Source organism: Roseivirga sp. UBA1976, assembly GCF_002336325.1.
Classification (GTDB): domain Bacteria; phylum Bacteroidota; class Bacteroidia; order Cytophagales; family Cyclobacteriaceae; genus Roseivirga; species Roseivirga thermotolerans.
In genome coordinates this window covers 1-24728 of record NZ_DDDQ01000046.1, presented here as the reverse complement: position 1 = coordinate 24728, position 24728 = coordinate 1, and the positions used below count along the sequence as shown (strand labels likewise).

The following is a 24728-nucleotide window of genomic DNA, read 5'->3' as shown; positions in this document are numbered from 1 at the left end:
AAAAAGCGAAAGAAAGTCAGCTATCCGTTGAATGAAATTCGTTCAAGCCGATATTAATGATTTGAAGAAGTAAACCGAGCACTGTGCACCAAGCACCAAAAAACTTAAAATGAAGTTACTCGATGGAAAAGCCACAGCTCAGCAAATAAAAGATGAGCTGACCGAAAAAGTAAATGAAATAAAAGCAAAAGGAGCAAAAGTGCCTCATTTAGCGGCCGTATTGGTTGGTGAAGATGGTGCCAGCAAAACCTATGTAAACGCCAAGGTAAAAGCCTGTGAGGCTATCGGCTTTGGTTCTACCCTTATTCATTTGCCGGAAGAAACCTCTGAAGAAGAAGTGCTGGCCACGGTAGACCGACTGAACAAAGACCCTGAAATTGACGGGTTTATTGTTCAGGTACCTTTGCCAAAGCAAATCGATGAACAGAAAGTTGTAGAGGCTATTTTGCCAGAAAAAGATGTAGACGGATTCCATCCGACCAATTTGGGTAAAATGCTGTTGGATCTGCCCACACTTTTACCCGCTACCCCTAAGGGAATGATGCTTCTTTTGGAGAGAAATGGTATTGAAACCAGTGGCAAACATTGTGTAGTGATTGGGAGAAGCCACACCGTTGGTACGCCCATAAGTGTATTGATGAGTCGCAATTCCAAGCCCGGAAATGCTACGGTTACCTTGTGTCATAGCCGAACCAAGAACTTGGCGGAGGTAACCCGACAGGCCGATATCCTCATTGTAGCAATTGGCAGGGAAGGTTTCGTTACTGAAGATATGGTGAAGGAAGGAGCTATTGTCATCGATGTGGGTATACATCGAGTGCCCTCCGATAAGACTAAGTCAGGCTTCAAGCTCAAGGGAGACGTACGGTTCGATGAAGTAGCACCAAAGTGTAGTTACATTACCCCTGTTCCGGGAGGTGTAGGGCCGATGACCATCGCTTCACTGCTTTGGAATACCTATTTGGCCAGTCAGAAATTAGTATAAATGAAATCCAACACTGTCGTCAGTCCCTTGCTGTGGGAATATCTTCCATGAATAGCAGTTGCCTGATCGGGTTGGGAATGACGTTTTAAAGAGATTCAATAGTAAAGCAGTTTCAACACCTGCTATAAAAAATTGTCTATGAAAGAAAGTAAACAAACAGCCGAACTCCACGGCAAGCTTCCTGTAATGGAAGCATTTTACACCATCCAGGGTGAAGGTCATTTTACAGGAAACCCAGCCTATTTTGTTCGGTTGGGAGGATGCGATGTTGGCTGCGTTTGGTGCGATGTAAAGGATAGCTGGGATGCATTGCGCTGGCCCCTTCATTCCATCGATGAGATTGTTGGCGGTGCAAAAAAATACAAAGGGAAGCTTGTTGTAGTTACCGGAGGGGAACCCCTCATGTACAACCTTAACGCATTGACCGATAGGTTACGGGCAGAAGGGTACCATACAAACATTGAAACCTCAGGAGCTCATTCACTCAGCGGAACATGGGATTGGCTCTGCTTCTCGCCCAAAAAGTTTATGCAACCCAAAGAAGAGTTCTATGCCGCAGCCGATGAGCTTAAGGTAGTGGTGTACAACAAAAGTGACTTTAAGTGGGCGGAAGAGCACGCTGCCAAGGTTAGACCGGAGTGTTTACTTTATCTACAACCCGAATGGGACAAGTCAGACAAGATGCTTTCGCAAATAATTGATTACGTAAAAGACAACCCTCGCTGGAAAATTTCGCTACAAACACATAAGTTTATGCATATTCCTTAGCGTTGAAAAAAGCCGTTATTATTTCATTTCTGTTATGCTCCACCTTGTGTTGGGGGCAAATCGACTACCACACCAAGAAAAAAAAACTCGTTGAACAGTACCAACAGGCCGAAGAACTGGTTCGTATAGGTAACCTTTTTAAATCGGCAGAAATTCTGAACGAGGTACTCAACAAGGATCCTGGTTTTGATGAAGCGATCGTATTGCTGCATGAGGTTTTACTGAAGAGAGATGAGCCTCAAAGGGCGGTGGCACTTATTGCTGCCAAACGAGAGGAACTAGAAGCACCCTACCTTAATAGACTTTTGCTGTTTCAGGCCAATTATGCCTATCAATTGGGAGAATATACCCAGGCACAGCAATATATAACACAGTTGGGTCATGAAGTATATGGAGTTGGGGCTGAGCAGGTTGAGTTTCTTAAAACATCTATACAGTTTTCCCTAGAGCAAGTGGCAGACCCAATGCCGCTCACTTTCGAAGAGCTTCCTCATCCCATTAATGCCTTCGAACAGCAGTATTTTCCATCCATTACCAGACAGGGGCAATTGGTTTTTACTACTCGTGACAATAATGGGCGAGGGGACGAAAATATATTCTTTAGCCAGTTGACCGAAAGAGGCTGGACCAAACCCGCAAACATATCAGATCAGATAAATACAGACAGGAACGAGGGTACAGCATCTATTTCTGCCGATGGCAGAACATTGGTGTTCACCAGTTGTAACAGGCCTGACAATATTGGTAGCTGCGACTTATACGTTTCGTACAAACAAGGGCAGCAATGGTCAGCGCCAGAATTGTTAAATGAACGCGTAAACAGTCCCGAGTGGGATTCTCAACCCTCGCTTACAGCCGATGGAGCAACCCTCTACTTTGTGAGTCTTCGCCCGGGAGGAATGGGCAAACAAGATATTTGGATGAGTAGAAAGGAAGATGGAGAGTGGCAGCAGGCTGTTAATTTAGGAGAAGATGTCAACACTCCGGAAGACGACTGTTCACCGTTTATCTACCTCGATGGACAAACACTTATATTCTCCACCAAGGGGAGGGTAGGACTTGGAGGATACGATTTATTTAAAACGTTGAGGCTGGCCGATGCAAAATGGAGTGTACCGGAGAACCTGGGGTACCCCATCAACGATGCCTTTGATCAGGTTGGCTACTGTGTATCGGCCGACTTATGGGCCTATTTTAGTGCAAGCGATGCCAGCGGTAGTTTGAGGCTTAAGCGATTCAAAATTCCTGAAAATGTGCTGCCCCAAGTAGAGACGCCAAGGGCGTTTGGTCGGGTAATTGATGCAAGAGATGAACGTCCATTACAAGCCAAAGTAGAGCTTCTCAATAACTCGGGTCTGATTGAGCTAGAAACCGAATATGGGGTGTTTGAATTGCAAAAGGCCAACCAGGTGAAAGCGAAAAAAACCGGTTATCGAACCAAACTGGTGGAATGGTCTGAGTTCATTACAGACTCCACCATTCGAATGGAACCCTTCGCAGTAGGTCAGGCGCTGCTCAACGAACCCATACTCTTCGACTTCGATAGTTTTGAGTTAAAGCCAAGTGTAAGTTCTCAATTGATGAGCGTTCTGGAACTGCTCAAAGCTCATCCGGAATTAGATATAGAAGTGCAGGGCCATACAGACAGTATAGGAGGGCATGCCTATAATCAACAGCTTTCTGAAAAACGGGCATTGGCTGTAGCCGCCTGGTTGCAAGCCCATGGCATTGGCCATAATAGAGTTTTCATTTCTTCATTTGGAAAAAAACGCCCAATTAGCCCGGAAGTAGACCCTCAAAGCCAGCAAAACAACCGTAGGGTAGAAATTATTATACGAACGGTTAGAAAATAAACCGCCTGATTACCAAGTGTTTATTTGTGTATGTACATTTAAAAAGCTTTCTCTTAGCCTGATAATATTGTTTTGTCTACTTAAAGTATAAATTCGCCAATTGAACATTTGGGGATGAGTATTTTTATCCATAAAACCCTAGTGGATTTAGGGTAAGTTCTTTCTCAGTTGTTCGTAACTGTATAGGATTAATTCAATTTAATCATAGACAAACTATTTATTATTAAACTAAACTAACAAGGGATGAAGAGAATTTCATTGTCTTTGGTCTCCTTGCTGTGCTTATTGTTTTCTGGTGTGGCCTATGGTCAATCCAGAACTGTAACGGGAACAGTAACGGGAGCAGATGATGGTCTTGCGCTACCGCAAGTGACCATTATGATCAAAGGGACCACAAACGGTACTACTACCGATTTTGAGGGTAATTACCGCCTGGAAGTTCCCAGCGCGGAAACTGTCTTGGTATACAGATTCCTAGGGTATATCACCAAGGAAGTCACTGTAGGTAATCAAACAACTATTAATGTTTCACTAGAGCCCGATGCCGTATCTCTTGGAGAGGTAGTGGTAACCGGTTACGGTGAGTCTACAAAGAAGTCTTTCACCGGTACGGCTAAGACGGTGAAACAAGAGGATATTGAGTCCAAAAACTTCTCCAACGTATCACAGGCTCTTGCCGGTGAGGTGGCTGGTGTTACGGTAATCAATACTTCTGGTCAGCCAGGAACAGCTTCTACTATTCGTATTAGAGGTTTTGGCTCGGTTAACGGAAACAGAGATCCACTGTATGTAGTAGACGGTGTTCCATTTTCAGGAAGCATTAACTCTATCAACCCAGCCGATATCGCATCGACTACCGTGTTGAAAGATGCTACGGCTACTGCCATTTATGGTGCCAGAGGTGCTAACGGTGTTATCTTGATCACCACGAAAAGCGGTTCGGCTTCTAACAACTCCATAGAAATCGACCTGAAGTCTGGAGTTAACATGAGCCTGTTGCCGCGTCAACAAACCATCAAGTCTCCTGAGGAGTACATTGCCCTTACCTGGGAGAGTTTGTACAATAGAGGTGTGGCTACCGGTGAGCCCGATCCTGAGGCATATGCTAATGCACGCTTGTTCTCAGGTGGAGGTATTGCTCCATTCTATAATATGTGGAATGTGGCCAATGGAGGTGAACTTATCGATCCTAACACCAGAACAGTGAGACCTGGAGTAACCCGTAGATACAACCCGGAAAACTGGGAAGACTATGGTTTCCAGAACTCGTCAAGAAACGAGGCAAACATTCGATTGAGCGGTGGTAGCGAAGACACCAAGTACTTTACTTCTTTCGGTTACTTGAATGATGTGGGGTATATTGTTAACTCGGACTACGAGCGTTACTCAACCCGACTCAACCTTACCCACAATGTAAAAGAGTGGTTGTCAGGTTCCGTAAACATTGGTTATGCCCTTTCCGAAAACCAAACCAACGGTCAATCGAGTAACTCAGGAAGCATCTTCTGGTTCGTAGATAATCTTCCTCCAATTTATCCACTGTTTCTAAGGGATTCAGAGGGTAATATTGTGCAAGACCCAATCTTTGGAGGCAATCAGTATGATTATGGCGATTCCGGTAGAGGTTTTGGTGCGCTTACTAACTCTATTGCCGATGCACATTTTGACAGAAATGGAAGCAAAAGACATGAGTTGAACGCCAACTTTACTTTTGATGCTCAAATAACACCGGAGCTTTCTTTCCAGTCTAAGTTTGGTGCTCAATACTACAATAACAGAGCTACCTCATTGAGAAACCCATTCTATGGTTCTGGAGCATCTCAGGGAGGTTCATTGTTTAGAACAGATACTGAGCTTTTTGTTCAGAACTTCCTGAATTTGGCTCGATATGAGAAGAGTTTTGGAAATCATTCGATTGAAGTTCTGGCCGCTCATGAAACAAATAGCTTCGACCAAACATTTGCTTCGCAAAGCAAAGAGAAGGCTGTTTTACCTTACCTGGCAGAGTTCAATAACTACATTATTGTTTCTTCGCCTCCAACATCCTTTAAGAACAGCAGCCGCTTGGAGTCTTACTTTGGCCAAGCCAACTACAACTATAAAGAGAAGTATTTCTTTAGTGCCTCACTAAGACGCGATGGTTCTTCCCGATTCGTGAATAACAAGTGGGATACCTTTGGTTCTGTAGGTGCTTCCTGGATTATGTCTGAAGAGAACTTCTTCCAGGATGCTCTGCCATTTGTTGACTTCTTTAAACTGAAGGCCAGCTACGGAGTGAGTGGTGATCAGGCAGGTGTAGGTCTGTATCCAGGATACAACACCTTTAATGTAGACAACCTGAATGGTGCTATTTCAATTTCTGAAAGAAACATTGGTTTCCCTAACCTTACATGGGAGACAGCCAATCTATATCAGGTAGGAGCCGAGTTTACCATTGGTAGAGTGTTGGACGGTTCTATCGATTACTATATTAAGAATACGACCAACCTGATTTTCAACAGAAACGTGGGACCATCTGTAGGTTATGCTACAGAAACTGTTAACGATGGACGTTTGAGAAACTCAGGATTGGAGTTTGACCTGACTACTCACATCTTTAATAAGAGCGACTTTAAACTGGACTTTACCGTAAATGGATCGTTCCTGGGTAATGAGCTTACTAAAATGCCTATTGACCCGGCCACGGGTAAAGAAAAGGTACTCGACATCAATGGTGCTTACGGTAGAACCGCAGGTCGATCTCTCTTCGATTTCTACATGAGAGAGTGGGCTGGTGTAGACCCACAAGATGGTAGAGCCATGTGGAACCTCTATTATGACGATGCCAACAATGATGGTATCTATGATAGTGGTGAAGAGATCGCTTCCCTATATGAGTATCTGGTAGAAAACCCTGACGCTAATGTTCAGAAGACTACAACAAAATCTTACTCCGATGCGACCCAGAAATTCCTCGACAAATCGCCAATTCCGGTTGTGAGTGGTGCTTTCAGACTGGCAGCAAGTTACAAAGGAATAGACTTGAGTGCTCAGTTTATATATAGCCTCGGTGGTCATGCGTATGACGGAGCCTATGCCAACCTAATGGGGAACCCTCAAGCGGGTAACCAAAACTGGCATGTGGATATCAGAGACAGATGGCAACAGGCTGGCGATGTAACCAATGTGCCAAGACTCTCGGATAACTTCGACACAAACGTGAACAGCCAGTCTTCTCGATTCATTACATCTACCAACTTCTTGTCTTTAAATAATATTAGAGTTGGTTACAACTTGCCTCAGGCTTGGTTGAACGGTACAGGATTGAAAGCAGTTAGTGTTTCTGGTTCTGCCGATAACCTGTTCTTGCTCAGCGCCAGAGAAGGCTTTAACCCTTCAACTTCAGAAACTGGTGCTTCTAGTATTTACAGATACGACCCATTAACAACGTTCACTCTTGGTTTGAGGGTTAGATTCTAAAACAATGAAGAACATGAGAAATAAAATATATTCTATTCTATGTGGCTTTGCTATGCTCAGCATGCTGGGTTGTAGCGAAGACTACCTTGAAGTGCAACCATCTGAGTTCCTAACGGCAGAGCAGGTTGCGGAGGCTGCGGCCAATAACCCTGAGGTTATTGCCGGTAGTATGAGCGGTATTTACACGCTCATGTTTCAGGCGTTCACAGGAGGAACCGGTGGACATGACGATTTTGGGCAAAAAGGATATGACATCTTCAGCGATATGCTGTCTGGAGACCTTGCGCTCACTGTAAGTACCTACGGTTGGTATAGAACTATTACGGAATTCCAGGCCACACAGGACTTTACGTTCAATGATAACTATCAGGTTTGGAGATACTACTTCCGACTCATTCGTTCGGCCAATTTGGTAATTGACGCCTTGGGTGGTAACGATGCTACTCCCGAAATTGCCGAAAACCGCTATATCATGGGTCAGGCGAAGGCTATGAGAGCTCATTCGTATTTCTATCTGGCTCAGTTCTTCCAGGAAGGTCTCGATCTTTCTGAAGAAATACTGCCGATTTACGATGATCCAAGTTTGCCTAACCAGCCTAAGAGCACTGCTCAGGAGGTTTACAATCTTATTGTAGATGACCTGACAGACGCTATTTCGCTTTTGGATGGATTCAACCGTAGCGCCAAAACACAAATTGATAAAAGTGTGGCACAGGGTATCTTAGCTTACGTTCATGCAGCATTGGGCAACTATGCTGAAGTAAAAACCCTTACAGCTGATGTCATTAACTCAGGTACCTATCCTATCATGGATGCCACTGAAGTTCTTGGTGGATTCAATGATGTGAATACCCCGGGTTGGATGTGGGGTGTAGATATTACCACCGACAATGGTATCAACCTTGTGTCGTGGTGGGGTCAGATGGACCGCTACACCTATAGCTATCAATGGGCAGGTGATAGAAAAGCTTTGGATCAAGGTCTGTTCGATCAGATTCCGGCAAATGATGTGAGAAAGGGACAGTTTTTGAACAACCCTAACAGCAGCTACCATCTGGTTGCACAGAATAAGTTCTATGACCCGGCACGTGTAACCGGTGGACAGAGAACAGTAACCACAGACTATATCTATATGAGAGTGGCAGAGATGTACTTGTTAAATGCAGAGGCCGCAGCGAAAACCGGTGATTTGATTACGGCAAGAAACTCTCTGAAGGCTCTTTTGGCTGAGCGTTTTGCAGACCCATTGGATTATGCTTATGTAGATCTGCTTACGGGTCAGGCCTTGATTGATGAGATTTATCTGCAGACCAGAATCGAGTTCTTTGCTGAAGGTAAGTCATACTTGGCCATGAAGAGAAATCAGGCTACTATAGTAAGGGGCTCTAATCACCTCTCTTTCGTTGGTGAGCCTATTCCTTATGATGATGACCGACTGACCTTTGAAATACCTCAGGCGGAAATTCAGAACAACCCCTTCATTAACTAGATAGGAGCTGAATTACTTAATATGTAAAAGGGAGCTATCGGCTCCCTTTTTTAGTAGAAGGATATGAGGTTTACGGCAAAAAAAATGTCGTTCATTCCTCAATTTTTTTTAAAAAAATGCCGCCAAATATTATTTGCCATAATTGTTTATTTTCAAAACAAGCCATCTGGGGGTATTCAGGTCAGGAGAAATTATAGTTGAGAATTGCTAATTGTTGTAAATGAAAAACTATTCAGAATATTTATTTTTTTCAAAAACATAATGTTTCAAATTGATCTTTAATTTTTAATAAAAATCTAACACACTATTGTCAACCAAAAGTTAATTTTTGTTAACGCTACCTTAGCCTATAAAGACCCTTACTCATCGGAATAAAATTTTTTGATTGACCTCAAAAGTGCCGTTTAGCCAAAAATAGAGCACATTTTCATGCTGCTCAGACTCCCCATTTTGTTTCGTCATTATTATTAATTGATGACATTTTATTTTATGTTTGACTTTCTAAACAAACTTTTTAATCAACTATTAAACTAAAAACGAAAGCAAAATGAAGAGAATTTTACTGACTTGTTTCTCGTTGGTGCTGATGGTTTTAACCACCTCAGCATTTGCACAGAGCAGGATAGTTACCGGTAAAGTTACTGGTTCAGACGATGGTCTTCCATTGCCTGGTGTGACTATCTTGTTGAAGGGTACGACCACAGGTGTACCTACTGAAGCCAACGGAGAGTATCGCATTGAGGTGCCAGGTCCGGATGCTGTTTTAGTATTCAGATTCTTGGGCTATGTGACTCAGGAAGTGGTAGTAGGGGACAGATCTGTGATCAACGTGCCTCTATCTCCTGACGTGGCTAACCTGGGAGAGGTTGTTGTAACTGGTGTGGCGGCAGCTACTCCGGCTAAAAAACTTCCTTTCACAGTAAGTTCTGTTAACGAGAAAGTATTCCAGCAAGTACCAGCTACTGACGTTGGATCTGCACTTGCAGGTAAAATTGCCGGTGTAAGGGTTCAGCCAAGTAACGTACCTGGTGGAGGACCAGCTATTCAGATTAGAGGTAACACCTCTCTTGCCAGAGGAAGTTCACCACTTATCGTATTAGATGGTGTATTCGTTGAAGGATCTTTGGCAAACATTAACCTACAGGATGTGGAGCGTTTCGAAGTATTGAAAGGTGCTTCTGCGGCTACTCTTTATGGTTCACGTGCTGCTAATGGTGTAATTGCCATTACTACTAAAAGAGGTAGAAACCTTGAAGTAGGAACTACTGAAGTATTTGTAAGAACTGAGGTGGGTAACCAAAACGCTTACAACTCAAGATCTCCTGAGAAAGCGGTTAATCACCCATTCCAGATTGACCCGGCTACTGGTGATTTCCTTTTGGATAACACTGGTACTGCTGTTGACGATCCAAGTGGTATTTCTGATGGGGAGTTCCCTAGCTACAGAGATCATATTAAAGATTTCTTCCAGGGTTCAACTTTCCTTACTCAGTATGCAAGATTGAGTACAAGAGGAACTTCAGGAAACATGGTGGTTTCTGCTGAGTACCAAGACCAAACTGGTGGTATTAAACTACACGATGGTAGCCAGCGTTACAACATTGCCTTTAATGCTGACCAATACTTGGGAGACAAACTCACTTTGTCTACCAGTATGAAGTTCATCCATCAGAAAAATGACAACCGTCCAAGAAACATCAGAACTTTGACCATGATGGATCCAAGTGCTGATCTTTTCGCTCCTAACGAAGAGGATGGTTCTCCTTACAACTACAATGCTAACCGTTTCTCTCCAACGTCAGAATTTAACCCATTCTATCAGTTGGCAAATCAGAGAAATGAGTTTGTTAGAAGAAGATTTGTTGGTTCTGCTGCATTGAAGTACGAAATCATTAGAGGTCTTCAATTAGAAGGTCAGTTCGGTTTAGATACTTGGATGGATAAAACGAGATTCTATCAAGACATTGGATACCTAGCTAACCAAGGTGTTCCAGGTGTAGGTAACCTTTCTCGTTCATTTGATGACTACCAAGCAATCAACACATCTATTAAGTTGACATATGCTAAGAAGTTAGGTGACTGGAATATCCGATCAAACGCCTTCTTCTTGTATGAGCAAAGAGGTGGTACTGGTTTCAATATTAGTGGTTCAAACCTTGGTATCCCTGGTTTCGATGATATTGATAACGTAACTCTTTCTCCAAATGATGGTATCCCTTACCTAAATGGTGACTCATTCGATCAAGATCTTATCGTATCTAACAGTTTCTCATTCTCAGTAGGTGGTGACTACCTTGATAAGTACCTTTTCGATATCGTGGTAAGACGTGACGGTAGCTCATTGTTTGGTGAGGATAACCGTTGGAATACTTTTGCTCGTTTCTCAGGTGGATGGAGATTCACTGAGGACTTGGATATCCCTGGTGTTCAGGAAGGTAAGATTAACGCATCATGGGGTCAGGCAGGTACTCTTCCTAACTTCGATGATAGATTCGAGATTGCCACAGTTACCAACGGTAATGTAAATAACCCTACTAATTTACCAAACCCACTTATCGGTCCTGGTATTACAGATGAGATTGAAATTGGTTTGAACGTTGAGTTCCTTGACAGATTTACTGCCGCTGCTTCTTATTCTAAGCAGGACAACAGAGACCAGATTCTTTCTGTACCTCTTTCTGCTGCAACCGGACGTAGCTCTCAGGTGCAGAACGCTGGTACCTTGGAAACTAACACTATAGAATTCACATTGGGTTATACTGCCATTCAGAAGAATGACATGAACCTTGATTTCAACTTGATCTTTGACAGAACTCGTCAGGAAATCACTGAATTCGACAGACCAAGATTCCCTACCGGATTGAACATCTGGGATGTAGGAAACTCTCCAACAACCATGTTCGGACGTAAAATTGCTCGTTCTGTAAGTGATTTGACCGTTCTTGATGATGGTACAGTGGCTAACGTTTCAGGTGGTTTGACTCCTGCAGACTTCAAGGTAAACAGAGATGGTATCTTGATCGTTGCTGCTAACGAATTTACTGCTAACGAGGCTGCTGTATATATTACAGATGAGTCTGGTGTGCAGAGAGATGACTTGTTGATTGGTGATGCTCAGCCTAACTTTAACATGGCTATGCAAACAAACTTCAACTACAAAGGGTTATCAGTGTTCATGTCATGGGAATACCAGAACGGTGGTGATACTTACTACCAAGGTGGTCAGTGGTTGGCTAGAGACAGGTTACACCCAATGTTTAGCCAAGGACAGTATCCTGAAGGACAAAGACAGTACAACACTTATTTGTTGACTATTTATAACGTAAACAGAGCAACTGACTTCTGGGTTGAAGATGCTACGCACCTGAGACTAAGAGAGCTTTCTGTTGCTTACAATTTTGGTTCGGCTCAACTTGCTAAAATTGGATTGGATAATGTGTTCAAGAGAATGAACGTAAGCTTGATCGGTAGAAACTTGTTGCTTCTTAGCAAGTACCCTGGATACGATCCTGCTACCGGTGGCTTCAACTCTAGAGTTGATGACTTCAACTTCCCTCTTGTAAGGACATTTACTGGTTCAGTTTCGTTCACTTTCTAATAATTAAAAACAGTAAAGAACAATGAAAAAAACGTTCAAAAAATTAGGAGTAATGATGGTGGCCTTGGCTGTCGTTCTTACTTCGTGTGAAGATTTGGAGGTTGAGAACTTAAATGACCTCGATAGTAGGGCGGTTTATGCTGATGCAACTTCTCTTCCTAGCGTAATTGACGGTGCGTTCCTTACCTGGTGGCAAGGAATTCAGTTGAGCTCGCCTAACATGCCTGTTTCGGTGGCGGCTCAAACATTGAGTTCAAGCTGGGGTAACTGGGGTATGCAAGATTTGGGTACTATTCCAAGAGCCCCAATCCAAAACACCGTGACCTATAACAACCGAGCGTTCATGACAACGCCTTGGTATAACCTTAACAACGCTCTGGCTCAGGCCAATGAAGTGTTAAGAGTATTGGAAACAGAGTTTAACGGCTCTATTCAGGATAATCAAGGTAATGACCTGACAGCTCAAACTGTGGCTAACGCCAAAATGCTTCAAGGTCTTACTCTAGGTTGGTTGGGTCTTATTTTCGACCAGGCCTTTATAGCTGACGAGTCTTTGAGTGCTGAGGATCTTGCTGCTTTAGAGATGAGTCCTTACACTGATGTGATCGAAGCTGCTGTGACTAAGCTTACTGAGGCTGCTACTATGTTTGCCGCAAACAGTGGGACTACTCACACTGCGATCAACGGTTTGAATTATGATAACACTGGTGCTGCTCAGTTCTGTAGAGCCTATGCTGCTAAGCTTTTGGCTTACAAAGCCAGATCTGGTGCTGAAACCGCTGCTAACGATTGGAATAGAATTCTTACTTTGGCTAACGGTGGTACTACTGCAGACATTTCACCTGCTGGTGATGGTCAGTTCTGGTGGACTAGAATTCTAATTCAAGGACAGTTCCCTCTATGGTCTAGAGTTTCACAACGATTGATCAACATGATGGAAGGTGGTATCGGTGGTCCTAGTACCAACGATCCTAATCACCCAACAGCTCCTTATCCATGGCCTGATGGTACTAGTACTCTTCCTGAGATTACCAATCCAAGAGATGCTAGAATCACTAAGTACTATCAGTACAATACAGGTGTGCAGTTCCAGTCAGCAAGAGGTTATTACTTCTTCTCAAGCTACAATTTCAGAAAGTATCCTGATTATTTGGCCGCTTTCTTAGGACCTATGCCTCACTTGACTTTGAATGAGCAAAACTTAATCAAAGCAGAAGCATTGATCAGAACTGGTGGTGATAAGTTGCAGGCTGCTGCTTATATCAACAACACCAGAGTAGATAATGGTGAACTTCCAGCTCTTACTGGTTTAGAGTCTAATGCTGATATGCTTAAGGCACTTTACTATGAGCGTTTGGTAGAGTTTACTTGGGATGGTGCGTTGAATGGTTGGTTCTTCAGAAGAATGACTACTGTAGATCAGTATCAGCTTCAGCCGGGAACTCCTCAGCAAATGCCTGTTCCTGCTCAAGAACTTGAGATTCTCGGTCTTGATGTGTACACTTTTGGTGGCTAATGTCATTTTTGAATAATTTTAAGCCCCGGTTTACCGGGGCTTTTTTATTTCCCTTTAATCCATTTATTGATGATGACTAAAATAAGATTGGCCGTATTATTAATCTTTTCTATGAGCCTGGCTATGAGCTGTAATTCTGGAGGAGATAAAGTGAAGTATGTGCTAGCCGAAACAGTTGAGATAGAGTATTATGATACACTTAAGAAAGATGAGTGGATTTCTATTGATGGTGTTACTTTTAAACACTTAGACACGTACGAGGCATTGAAGGAGGACTCCATTCCGGAAAATGAATTCTACACCGTTGATATCCTTCCAACAACTCTCCAGCAGATTTATATTCCCGGTGCCGAATCGCACGAGTTTCTCTCTACCTATGGCGATGCTCAGGTGGTATTTGAGCTTTTTAAACATTTAGCGGTTAAGAGCGATGAACAAGGCAATCAGATATATAAGTTTGCTGGTCACTCGTTAGATATGTCACGTGGTAAGATGACCCTTATGAGGCATGATGGAAAGAAAATCAAGGTGAGCACCAGTGAGGGATATGGTGCCGCTGTGCGTAAAGTGGAATGATATTTGATGATTTTACGACTGCTAACTAAACTATATAACTATGAGACTTACAATTATTACAGTTTTATTCTGCCTTTCTGTAGCCGTCCAGGCACAAACTAAGAACCCGGCAGATACAACGGTTTACTTTTTTGGCAACTTTGAGCTCAAGAGTGGACTGCAAGTTTTAACTGATACTGACTCGTTGGTTGTATCAAAGAAAATGTTGGTTAGTAATTTGTCAGCTGTGCAGGCAACCAATAAACAATTGTTACTAAGAGTAGCCAAGGAACAGCTTGGGGCTAAAGCCATGAGGTTAAAGAACCCTAATACGAGCAAGCTAATTCACTTTTTTGCCACTAAGCCTGAAATGGAAGAAGCCGTTCGGCAGCTCAAGTTTTCAAATGAAAATAGTTTATATTACCTGAGAGACTTTGAATTTATCAAAGAGGTTGGGCTGCAAGGGCCCGGCAATCCGGTGATAAAATAATTGAGTCATAGAATTGACAAAAGCCCTTTGCCATTGTTTAAGTATGGTAAAGGGCTTTTTTTATGAAAAGAATAGTTTTCTATGCTATTACTCTCCTTACTCCTATCATTCTGTTAATTGCGTTGGAGCTTTTACTCAGAATGTTTGGTTATGGAGAATCTCCTCAGCCGCTCTTTGTAACAGACAAATTTGATAGTGGATATTGGACGCTTAACCCAAGATTTGCAGAGCGTTACTTTAGTGACCAGGCGTTTGCAACCGCCCCACAATACGAGGTTATGGAAAAGGCTAAAGGAGACTCTACGTTCAGGGTTTTCGTTCAGGGAGCCTCATCCTCTGCAGGCTTTCCGTATCACAATGCCTCATTTCCAAAGCTCTTGGAGCAAAGACTGCAAGCACAGTACCCCACGCTTAATGTAGAAGTCATTAACACCAGTCTAGTAGCTACGAATAGTTATGCTATGCTTGACATGGCCAATGAGATTATCAATGCTCAGCCCGATATGGTCATTATTTATGGCGGCCACAATGAGTATTATGGAGCCCTGGGAGTAGCTTCTACCCAGTCAAAGGGTAGTTCTCCGCGGTTGGTAAATACCTATCTCAGTTTAAAGAAGTACAGAATTGTACAGTTGCTTAGCAAGCTAACCCAGAGCATAAGGGCGAAGGCTAACTTGCCCAATTCAAGGTCTCATACGCTCATGGCCAGAATGATCAGAGAAGATGCTATCCCCTACGGGTCGGACCTTTATGTAAAAGGGTTGAAACAGTATGAGTTTAATCTGTCGAGGTTGCTCAATAAGTATCGCAGGGCGGGAGTTAGCGTGGGACTCTCCACGTTGGTGTCAAACCTGGCAGATTTTAGCCCGTTTCTTTCGGAAAACGGTAGTGAGAGTGCCCTGACTTTATACAATGATGGTTTCGAGAAAAGAAGGAATGGTGAACTCGAGGAGGCAGTTTCCTTATTCAACAAGGCTAAAGATATGGACTTGCTAAAGTTTAGAGCTCCATCAGGTATCGACTCCCTTATTATTCAACTCAGCGATAAGTATGAAGCGCGTTTGATTGACATAAAAGATGCTTTTGAACAATACAGTCCTGACCGATTAATTGGTGGTGAATTGATGCATGAACATGTGCATCCCAATTTAAAGGGACAACGGCTGATGGCCGATAGAGCCTTTATTGCGGTTGCTCAAACAATTGCCGAACAATGGGGACTATTTCCCTCTCAAGGAGGTGGTTTTCAATATGCCATTGCTCCGGCCGATAGTCTTTATGCCGAAATACTGATAAGTCAACTATTGCTCGACTGGCCATTTAACAGAGGTGATGAGTCACAGCGCATAGACCCCGGCTCAAGAGCAGCTCAGGTTTTTTCAGGAGCTATTTCATGGGACCAGGTTTTACTCGATAGCTATTATTCCCAGTTGGGGAGTACTCCGTACCAGGCCCTGCAAACGGCAAGAGTAATGCTTCAGGATTCGCCTCATAGAGAAGAACCTTACCTTTTAACAGGAGAAGCCTTCCTTCGTTTGGAGCAGTTCGAAAGAGTTGAACAGCTTCTGTCTGCCATGCCAAAGCAATTACAGTCTGTAAGAACTACCACACTACGGCAGAAAAACGCTATAGCCAACAATCAGTTCTATCTGGCGGCAGAGTTGACCAAAGAGTTGCTTAGTCAGAAACCCAAAGACTATCTCTTGTCCAATCAACTCAAGAGTATTGAGTCAATTATTCTTTTGTTGGAGCCTGGGAAGAAACTGCATGAAATGCCTGAATCAGTCCTATTAGATGCATTAGAGGGGTATATTTTCCTTGAAAAATCAGAAGCCGCGCAGCAATTGCTAGGCAGTCTGAAAGTTGGCAGAGACTCAAGCGAGAGGTTATTATCGTTAGAAAGAAGGCTTGGTAGTATCTAGATTATTTGGTTCTTAATGTTAGTGTCCGAATGAATCGATACTTTTTCTACATAATTTAGGATTATCGGTTAAAGTTGCTCTTTTTCTGAAAATTATATTCTAATCCCTTTTTTTGAGTTCGTAACTTTTTTTAAGTTGTCTGTTAGGCAAGGTTCAGCTTTGCCGTGTCAACCTTAAACTAAGCTGTGAATAATCGATATCTGACAAGTCTTGTTCTTGCCATCAGTGTTGTTGTATGCATTGGTTGTGGCAAAAAAAGTGGAAGAAATGCCATCTTTCAGTCCATAGATACGCGCTCCTCCGGACTAAATTTTCAAAATATCCTTTCCGAATCAGATTCAATCAACGCCTATACTTTCCTATATATCTACAACGGTTCAGGTGTTGCAATTGCCGACCTAAATAACGATGGCCTTAAAGATGTAGTGATGGCCGGAAATATGGTTCCTACTACCGTATATGTGAACAAGGGCGATTTACAATTTGAGCCACTTGAACTCCCTCTGCAAGGAGTAACTCCTTGGGTGCATGGAGTGAGCATCGTAGATATTAATAATGACGGCCTTCAAGATATTTATTTAAGTGTGGGGGGGATAAAAAAATCTGCGCAGGCCGCTAACAAGCTTTATGTAAATAAAGGTGATATGCTTTTTGAGGAAGAAGCAGCGCGCTTTGGTTTGGCCGACACTTCACTGACCACGCATACGGTGTTTTTCGACTATGATCAAGATGGCGATTTAGATGCCTATCTTCTTAATTATGAGAACAACCCCAATAAAGACCCCAATGTTATACGACCAAAGAACCTCTCGGGCAATACCGTAAGTCAGGATAGGTTATACAGAAATGATGGCGAGATTTTTAAAGAAGTGTCTGCACAAGCAGGGATAATACATGAAGGCTATGGATTGGGTATTCACACCTCAGACTTCAATAACGATGGTTGGTTAGACATTTATGTTAGCAATGATTTTGCCTATGACGACCTTCTGTATATCAATCAACAAGACGGTACCTTCAAAGAGTCTTTAAACCTATATTTTGAACATACCAGCAACTTCGGTATGGGTATAGATCTGGCCGATGTAAACAATGATGGAAAACCAGATTTGTTACAAGTAGATATGCTTCCTGAAGACAACAGAAGACAGAAAAAGCTCCTGAGCGGAATGAATTACGATCGGCAGCAGATGCTATTGGCAAGAGGTTATCTGCCGCAATACATGCGCAACACACTGCAACTGAACACAGGGAAGGAGAAGTTTCAGGAAATAGGCTATCTGGCTGGTATAAGTACAACAGACTGGAGTTGGAGTCCGCTTATTGCCGACTTAGACAATGATGGTCTTAAAGATATTTACATTACTAACGGCTATGTAAAGGATGTTACGGATGTTGATTTTAGAGATTATGTAGTTAATGAAACCAGAAAGAGAAACAGAGTCTTTGATCCTCAGGTGCTTATAGGAGCACTGCAAGACCTTAAGGGCGAGAAGGTATTAAACTATGCTTTTAGAAATACGAATGGGCTTCAGTTCTCCAATGTTTCAGAAGAGTGGGGCATAACCCAGCCAAGCTTTTCTACCGGAGCAGCCTATGGCGATTTGGACAATGATGGCGATTTGGACTTGGTGGTAAACAACTTGAACGACCCGTCTTTTCTTTACGAAAACATGAGTTCTCAGAAGTTTAAGAAGAACTATCTGCAAATAGACTTCAGTATAGACGGTAACCAACAATTGGCCATTGGAACAAAAGTGGTAGTTGCGCTTAATTCAGGAGAAGAACTAATGGCCGAGGTTAACCCTTACAGAGGCTTCCAATCCAGCGTAGACCCGACCGTTCATTTGGGCCTTGGTGAGTCCCCTTCAATAAAGGAAGTTAAGGTGATTTGGCCCGACCTTTCGGAGTCTGTTCTTAGTGATGTTAAGATCAACTCCCGAATAACAGTTGAGAAAAATAAAGTAGAAATAAAGAAGTCTGCGCCTGTAGCTAATGTAGCCCAGGCCTTTGTAGATAAAGCTGAAGAAAGAGGCATAGACTTTACTCATCAAGAGTCTCCTTATGTAGACTTTAAAAGAGAAGCAATGCTGCCGCACAAACTATCGACCGAAGGGCCTGTTACCGCATTGGGCGATGTGAACAACGATGGTCTTGAAGATTTCTACATTGGAGGATCGGCAGGTCTGCCGGCTGCAATTTTCTTGCAAAAGCATGGAATACAAGGAGCTACTTTCGAAAAACGCCTCATCGAAGATCAGAAAGAAAGTGAAGATGCCGGAGCCTTGTTCTTTGATGCAGATTCTGACGGTGATCTTGATTTATATGTGGTAAGTGGTAGTAATGAATTTCCTGTAGGAGACGAACGATACCTCGACAGACTTTATTTAAACGATGGTAATGGCAACTTCGCGCGAAGCAAAGAAAGTCTTCCGCTGGCTTACTATAGTGGCAGTGTGGTGGTGGCTAATGATGTAGACGGAGACGGAGACCTCGACCTGTTTATTGGTGGCCGATCACTACCCCAGAATTACCCAAGGCCAGGCACTTGTCAATTGTTAATTAATGAGAAAGGCAAATTCATCGATAAGATTGATGCATACGCACCATCGCTTAAGAATGTAGGGATGGTAAAAGACGCTAAATGGGTAAATCTATTAGGCGATGAGAAAAAGGAGCTGCTGGTGGCCGGTGAGTTTATGCCCCTAATGATCTTTGAAGTAGCTAATGGTATTATTAAACCCAGAGCCAGTATAAGCGGGCTGGAAGATTACGTGGGTTGGTGGAATACCATAGAAGTTCTCGATGTTGAGGGAGATGGCGACATGGATATAATTGCAGGCAATCTAGGGTTGAATAGCAGATATAAGGCATCTGCTACAGAGCCATTGAGCGCATATGCCAGTGATTTTGACGGAAATGGAACACTCGATGCCGTGCTTACCTATTACAATCAAGGTAGGGAGTATCCGTTGGCCGACCGGGCTACAATTACTCAGCAAATGCCTCCCATAAAGAAGAAGTTTACCAATAATCTTAAATACGCTGAATCTACCATCGATAAAGTCTTACCACAACCCGTGTTAGAAAGAGCTTATCAAGTAAAGGCGACACATTTTCAGAGCTCATACTTTATAAATAATGGCGATGGAACCTTCCAAATGAAGGAAATGCCACTTCAGGCACAGTTTACAAGAGTTAACGACATGCTCATTTTTGATTACGATCAAGACGGATACCATGATATCCTACTAGCCGGTAACTCTTATGGTACCGAAGTATTTACCGGTAATTATGATGCGCAAACCGCACTTCTTTTGAGAGGTAATGGAAAGGGTGAGTTTGAGGCAGTGCCGCTTTTCGGTTCAGGCTTTATAATGGAAGGAGCCATAACCGCTGTAGAGAAAATTAGTATAGATGGAGATTCACACATCCTTACACTTCTTAATGCAGACAAGGCTCATCTTTTTAGGGTAAACTCGGTAGACTGGTTAAGTCAGTCTAAGCTTTGATTCCCCTTTTCATAGTTATCCGGTATCTTTGGCACCAAAACAACAACAATGATCATTGTAACAGGTGCCGCTGGGTTTATAGGGAGCTGTCTAATTAGCAAGCTCAATCAAGAAGGATTCAATAATATCATTGCAGTCGATAAATTTGACACCCCCGCTAAGAACAAAAACCTGAAAGGAAAGAAAATAACTGAGCAGGTAGAGAGAGGTTCATTCTTCCATTGGTTAGACCAAAATCATAAGCAGGTTGAATTCGTTTTTCATTTAGGAGCGCGAACCGACACTACAGAATTCGACATGGAACTGCTCAATGAATTAAACCTGAACTACTCCAAGCAGATGTGGAATAAGTGCATTGAGTATCAGATTCCATTAGTTTATGCCTCATCTGCCGCTACCTATGGTGGTGGAGAGCATGGGTATAATGATGATCATTCCGTTATCGAAAATCTTGCCCCACTAAATCCCTATGGTATCTCTAAAAATGAGTTCGACAAATGGGTGCTGAAACAGGAACAACAGCCGCTCTTTTGGGCCGGGCTCAAGTTTTTTAATGTGTATGGTCCCAACGAATACCATAAAGGCAGAATGGCCTCCGTGATATTCCATGCATTCAATCAAATTGGAAATACAGGCCAAATGAAATTGTTCCGATCCCATAATCCGGACTTCAAAGACGGTGGTCAAATGCGCGACTTTGTGTACGTTAAGGATGTGGTAGAAGTATGTTACTTTCTCATGCATCACCGAAAAGACTCGGCCATTTACAACCTGGGAAGTGGAGAGGCCAGAACCTTTCTAGATCTCGTAAATGCCACATTTAAGGCCATGGACAAAGAACCTGTAGTGTCTTTTATCGATACCCCGGCAGACATAAGAGATAAATATCAATACTATACCCAGGCCAATATGGATAAGTTAAAAGCCATTGGCTTCACAAGACCATTTACTCCTTTAGAAGAAGGAATTGACGACTATGTAAAGAACTATTTGCAAAACGATAATTATTGCTAGCTTGGGCAAAGATGCTAATACGCATTGAATAATGTTAGTGAAGCCCTATGAATCAAATTAAAGAGCTCTTTCAGTTTATGGCTGCCCGAAAAAGGCTTTGGCTGGCACCCATAATCATCGTTTTGGTATTGCTAGGCCTATTGATTGTTTTTGTAGAAGGTTCTGCTGTAGCACCATTCATATATAGTATGTTTTAATTCCATCCGCAATGTATGTGCTCGGTGTTTCAGCTCTTTATCACGATTCCGCAGCCTGTATTATTCACGATGGAGAAATACTGGTAGCTGCTCAAGAAGAACGATTTACCAGGCTAAAGCATGACTCCACATTCCCGGTCAATGCCATTCGGTTCTGTTTAGAATACACTCATTTGAGCTTGGAGCAGATAGACCATGTGGCTTTCTATGAAAAACCACTATTGAAATTCGAGCGAGTACTGGAGAACTTTTTCGATATAGCTCCTAAGGGAGTATTGGCCTTTGTTCGCTACATGCCTGCGTGGGTAAAGCAAAAAGTTTTTTTTAGAAAGTATCTCAACGACAAACTAAAAACCATAGACAAAGCAGCAAAAAAACTGCCCACTGTTAAGTTTGTTGAACACCACCTGTCTCATGCGGCCTGGGCCTATTACACATCTCCCTTTAAAGATGCCGCTGTGCTTACAATCGATGGTGTGGGTGAATGGACTACCACTGCTTTATACCGGATACAAGATGGAGCTATTCAACTTATAAAAGAGCAGCATTACCCACATTCCCTTGGCCTTCTCTATTCTGCATTTACCCAATACCTGGGGTTTAAGGTGAATGATGGAGAATATAAAATGATGGGCTTGGCCCCTTATGGCAACAGTGAAAGCTATACCTATAAGAGAGCAGAAGAAACCATCAAAAAACATCTGGTAAGGGTGTTTCCGGACGGTTCAATTCGCTTGAATATGGAGTTCTTTTGCTTTCAGCTGGGGAGCCGAATGATTCATCAGAAACGATGGGAACAGATGTTTGGACTGCCAATGAGAAATAGTGCAGATCAAATCAGGCAAGAATATTGCGATTTGGCCCTGGCCATACAAAACTTTACTGAACAGGTTGTTTTAAAGTTGGTTAGCCATTTAAAGTTAGAAACCGGAGAGGAGAACCTTTGTCTGGCAGGAGGTGTGGTGTACAACTGTGTGGTCAATGGAAAAATAATAGAGCAAGAAATTTTTAAAAGTGTTCATGTGCCTCCCGCTGTTGGCGATGCAGGCTCGGCCGTGGGAGCCGGCTTTTTGGTCAGCAGCATGTTAGGCCATGTGGCAAAAGATACACGCTACCTCAAAAATGAGATCTCATTTTTGGGGCCTCAGTTTACTAACACTGAAATTTCGTCAGTTTTGCGGTCGGTAGACGGTCCAACAGTTCCATACCAGACTGGTGAACTTTTAGATAGAGTAGTGGATGACCTGATACAAGGTAGGGTAGTAGGCTGGTTTCAGGGGAGAATGGAATTTGGTGCTCGGGCACTCGGCTCCCGGTCTATTTTGGCCGATGCTGCTAACCCGGGCATTCAGGAGCAGCTCAATAGAAAAATAAAGTTTAGAGAATCGTTCAGGCCTTTTGCAGTCATACTCTTAGAAGAAGACTTGCAAGACTACTTCAACCTGAATCAGCCAAGTCCTTATATGGCTATTGTAGCCCAGATAGCCGAGCAATGGAGAAAGCCAAGACCGCATAACTACGAGGCTCTTACCATTAAAGAAAAGTGTCAATGGGTAAATTCGAGCTTTCCCGGTATTGTACACGTAGACTACTCCAGCAGAATACAAACGGTAGATAAAGAAACCAACAGGCTTTTATATGAGCTATTGCTTAAGTTTAAAGAAAAAACCGGGCATTCGCTTTTAGTAAACACAAGCTTTAATGTAAACAATGAACCTATTGTTTGTACTCCTCAAGAGGCCTATCAATGCTTTTTGAGTACTCATATGGACAGCCTGGCAGTTGGTAATTTTTACATCACTAAAGAAAACGACCATGTTTAAAATACCTAAACCTACTACCCCCCACGCTATGGTTCTGGGCTTTGTGGCCGGCCTGCTGGTTATTAACTACTTTGTTGAAAAGGAGTGGATCACATATCTGGTTATAGCCACTTCCGTTTTGTGTAGCATTTCCGGCAAACTAGCCCACGTACTGGCAAGCTTGTGGTTGGGTCTTGGGCACCTGTTGGGTAGAATTAACGGAGCCGTTTTGCTTAGCCTTTTATATCTCCTTATCCTTACTCCATTGGCCTTGCTCAGAAAGTTGGTGGATAGGAAAAAAAGGAAGAGAGGCGTAGAGCAAGCCCAAACAACCTTTGTGTCCAGATCGCATCTATTTACAGGTCAGGATATTGAGTTACCCTGGTAGGTTAATCTTTCCGATTAGACATGTCCCTTGCTCAGAAAACACTTATATTTGCAGCCAATTTTAGAAAGTATGGTTTACGTCAGTAGAAAAGAACATTTCAACGCTGCACACAAGTTGTATAATCCCAATTGGAGCGATGAAAAGAATCAGGAGGTTTTTGGTCCCTGTGCCAATGCCAACTGGCATGGCCATAATTTTGAGTTAATCACCACTGTAAAGGGTATGCCAGATCCGGAAACCGGTTTTGTAGTGGATTTAAAACAACTTTCTGAACTTATTAAAGCTGAGGTGATCGATAAGCTCGATCATAAAAACCTCAACCTCGATGTAGACTTTATGAGAGGTAAAATGGCGAGCTGTGAGATATTAGTGATGGAGATATGGAAAATTTTGGCACCCAAGGTAGATGCCATTACTCCACACGGCAAGCTTCATTCGTTAAAGCTCTACGAGACCCCAAGAAACTTTGTAGAGTACTTCGGGGAATAAGAGTCGATCGGCAAAAGAAACCTGAAGTAGATTCGGTTAAACCTTGCTCGACTTCTTACGCCACCTTAAGTTTCTTGAACTTAGACTTCTCGAACTTCTCTCTTGCGTATTTTTTGTCAATAACCAGCTCCTGTGTTTCAGGGTCAGAGGGCAACTCAAACATAGCATCGGTCATAATTGCCTCACAGATAGAGCGAAGCCCCCTGGCACCAAGCTTGAACTCCAACGCTTTTTCGACTATATAGTCAAGCGCACTTTCTTCGAACACTAGCTTTTTTTCTTCCATATCAAAAAGCTTGGTGTACTGCTTTATCAGAGCGTTCTTAGGAGCTGTTAGAATATTTTTGAGAATCTCCGGATCCAGAGGGTTCAGGTGAGTGACAATAGGAAGCCTACCGATCAACTCCGGAATCAGACCAAAGTTTTTAAGGTCTTGAGCATTTACATATTGGTGAAGGTTGTCACGATCAACCTGCATCTGTTCATCCTTACCTACAGCAAAGCCTAGAGGCTGAGTGTTTAACCTGTTGGCAATGTGTCGCGAAATACCATCAAAAGCGCCACCACAGATAAACAAAATGTTGTCCGTATTTACCGAGATCATTTTCTGATCAGGGTGTTTTCTTCCTCCCTGAGGGGGGACATTTACGGCCGTTCCCTCTAAAAGTTTTAAAAGTGCTTGCTGAACACC

The 24728-nt window shown here is 42.9% G+C and carries 17 protein-coding genes; 16 read left to right on the top strand and 1 reads right to left on the bottom strand.

From position 1 onward, the window contains the following. Window positions 1–109: 109 nt before the first annotated feature. From folD to B3763_RS05030, 16 genes are all read left to right on the top strand, one after another. Window positions 110–985: a bifunctional methylenetetrahydrofolate dehydrogenase/methenyltetrahydrofolate cyclohydrolase FolD gene (gene folD / locus B3763_RS05105; RefSeq protein ID WP_286744376.1), complete on the top strand. Its 876-nt coding sequence runs from the start codon at window positions 110–112 to the stop codon at window positions 983–985. 138 nt (window positions 986–1123) lie between these two features. Then, window positions 1124–1753 carry a 7-carboxy-7-deazaguanine synthase QueE gene (locus tag B3763_RS05100; protein ID WP_286744374.1) on the top strand — a complete coding sequence of 210 codons (630 nt, stop codon included), beginning with the start codon at window positions 1124–1126 and terminating at the stop codon, window positions 1751–1753. 2 nt (window positions 1754–1755) lie between these two features. Further along, on the top strand, window positions 1756–3606 hold the full coding sequence (locus B3763_RS05095) for an OmpA family protein (RefSeq protein WP_286744372.1): 1851 nt from the start codon (window positions 1756–1758) through the stop codon (window positions 3604–3606). Between the two features lie 243 nt (window positions 3607–3849). After that, complete coding sequence (locus tag B3763_RS05090; RefSeq protein WP_189631459.1) at window positions 3850–7065, top strand: SusC/RagA family TonB-linked outer membrane protein; 3216 nt, start codon at window positions 3850–3852, stop codon at window positions 7063–7065. Window positions 7066–7078: 13 nt separating this feature from the next. Then, on the top strand, window positions 7079–8554 hold the full coding sequence (locus tag B3763_RS05085; protein WP_286744369.1) for a RagB/SusD family nutrient uptake outer membrane protein: 1476 nt from the start codon (window positions 7079–7081) through the stop codon (window positions 8552–8554). Between the two features lie 547 nt (window positions 8555–9101). After that, complete coding sequence (locus tag B3763_RS05080; protein ID WP_189631457.1) at window positions 9102–12152, top strand: SusC/RagA family TonB-linked outer membrane protein; 3051 nt, start codon at window positions 9102–9104, stop codon at window positions 12150–12152. A 22-nt stretch (window positions 12153–12174) separates the two neighbouring features. Next, window positions 12175–13668 (top strand): hypothetical protein, encoded by a 1494-nt coding sequence (locus B3763_RS05075; RefSeq protein ID WP_286744365.1) that lies wholly within the window; start codon window positions 12175–12177, stop codon window positions 13666–13668. 69 nt (window positions 13669–13737) lie between these two features. Beyond that, complete coding sequence (locus B3763_RS05070) at window positions 13738–14244, top strand: hypothetical protein (protein ID WP_286744362.1); 507 nt, start codon at window positions 13738–13740, stop codon at window positions 14242–14244. Window positions 14245–14284: 40 nt separating this feature from the next. Further along, the gene (locus B3763_RS05065; protein WP_286744359.1) at window positions 14285–14713 is read left to right on the top strand and encodes a hypothetical protein; all 429 of its coding nucleotides are present in this window, start codon (window positions 14285–14287) and stop codon (window positions 14711–14713) included. A gap of 62 nt (window positions 14714–14775) precedes the next feature. Next, a complete protein-coding gene (locus B3763_RS05060) occupies window positions 14776–16635 on the top strand; it encodes a hypothetical protein (RefSeq protein ID WP_286744356.1) in 1860 nt (619 codons plus the stop codon). A gap of 185 nt (window positions 16636–16820) precedes the next feature. Further along, the gene (locus B3763_RS05055) at window positions 16821–20147 is read left to right on the top strand and encodes a CRTAC1 family protein (RefSeq protein ID WP_286744349.1); all 3327 of its coding nucleotides are present in this window, start codon (window positions 16821–16823) and stop codon (window positions 20145–20147) included. A gap of 48 nt (window positions 20148–20195) precedes the next feature. After that, the gene (gene rfaD / locus B3763_RS05050) at window positions 20196–21161 is read left to right on the top strand and encodes an ADP-glyceromanno-heptose 6-epimerase (protein WP_189631451.1); all 966 of its coding nucleotides are present in this window, start codon (window positions 20196–20198) and stop codon (window positions 21159–21161) included. Window positions 21162–21208: 47 nt separating this feature from the next. Further along, window positions 21209–21358 carry a DUF5989 family protein gene (locus tag B3763_RS05045; protein ID WP_189631450.1) on the top strand — a complete coding sequence of 50 codons (150 nt, stop codon included), beginning with the start codon at window positions 21209–21211 and terminating at the stop codon, window positions 21356–21358. Between the two features lie 11 nt (window positions 21359–21369). Further along, the gene (locus B3763_RS05040) at window positions 21370–23181 is read left to right on the top strand and encodes a carbamoyltransferase family protein (protein WP_286744341.1); all 1812 of its coding nucleotides are present in this window, start codon (window positions 21370–21372) and stop codon (window positions 23179–23181) included. Further along, the gene (locus B3763_RS05035; RefSeq protein WP_286744338.1) at window positions 23174–23548 is read left to right on the top strand and encodes an SxtJ family membrane protein; all 375 of its coding nucleotides are present in this window, start codon (window positions 23174–23176) and stop codon (window positions 23546–23548) included. The genes B3763_RS05040 and B3763_RS05035 overlap by 8 nt, the downstream gene beginning before the upstream one ends. A gap of 69 nt (window positions 23549–23617) precedes the next feature. After that, window positions 23618–24037 carry a 6-pyruvoyl trahydropterin synthase family protein gene (locus tag B3763_RS05030; protein ID WP_189631593.1) on the top strand — a complete coding sequence of 140 codons (420 nt, stop codon included), beginning with the start codon at window positions 23618–23620 and terminating at the stop codon, window positions 24035–24037. 55 nt (window positions 24038–24092) lie between these two features. On the opposite strand, the gene B3763_RS05025 is transcribed toward B3763_RS05030, so the two are convergent. After that, window positions 24093–24728: AAA family ATPase (locus B3763_RS05025; protein ID WP_286744333.1), on the bottom strand; the 636-nt coding region annotated here is incomplete at its 5' end.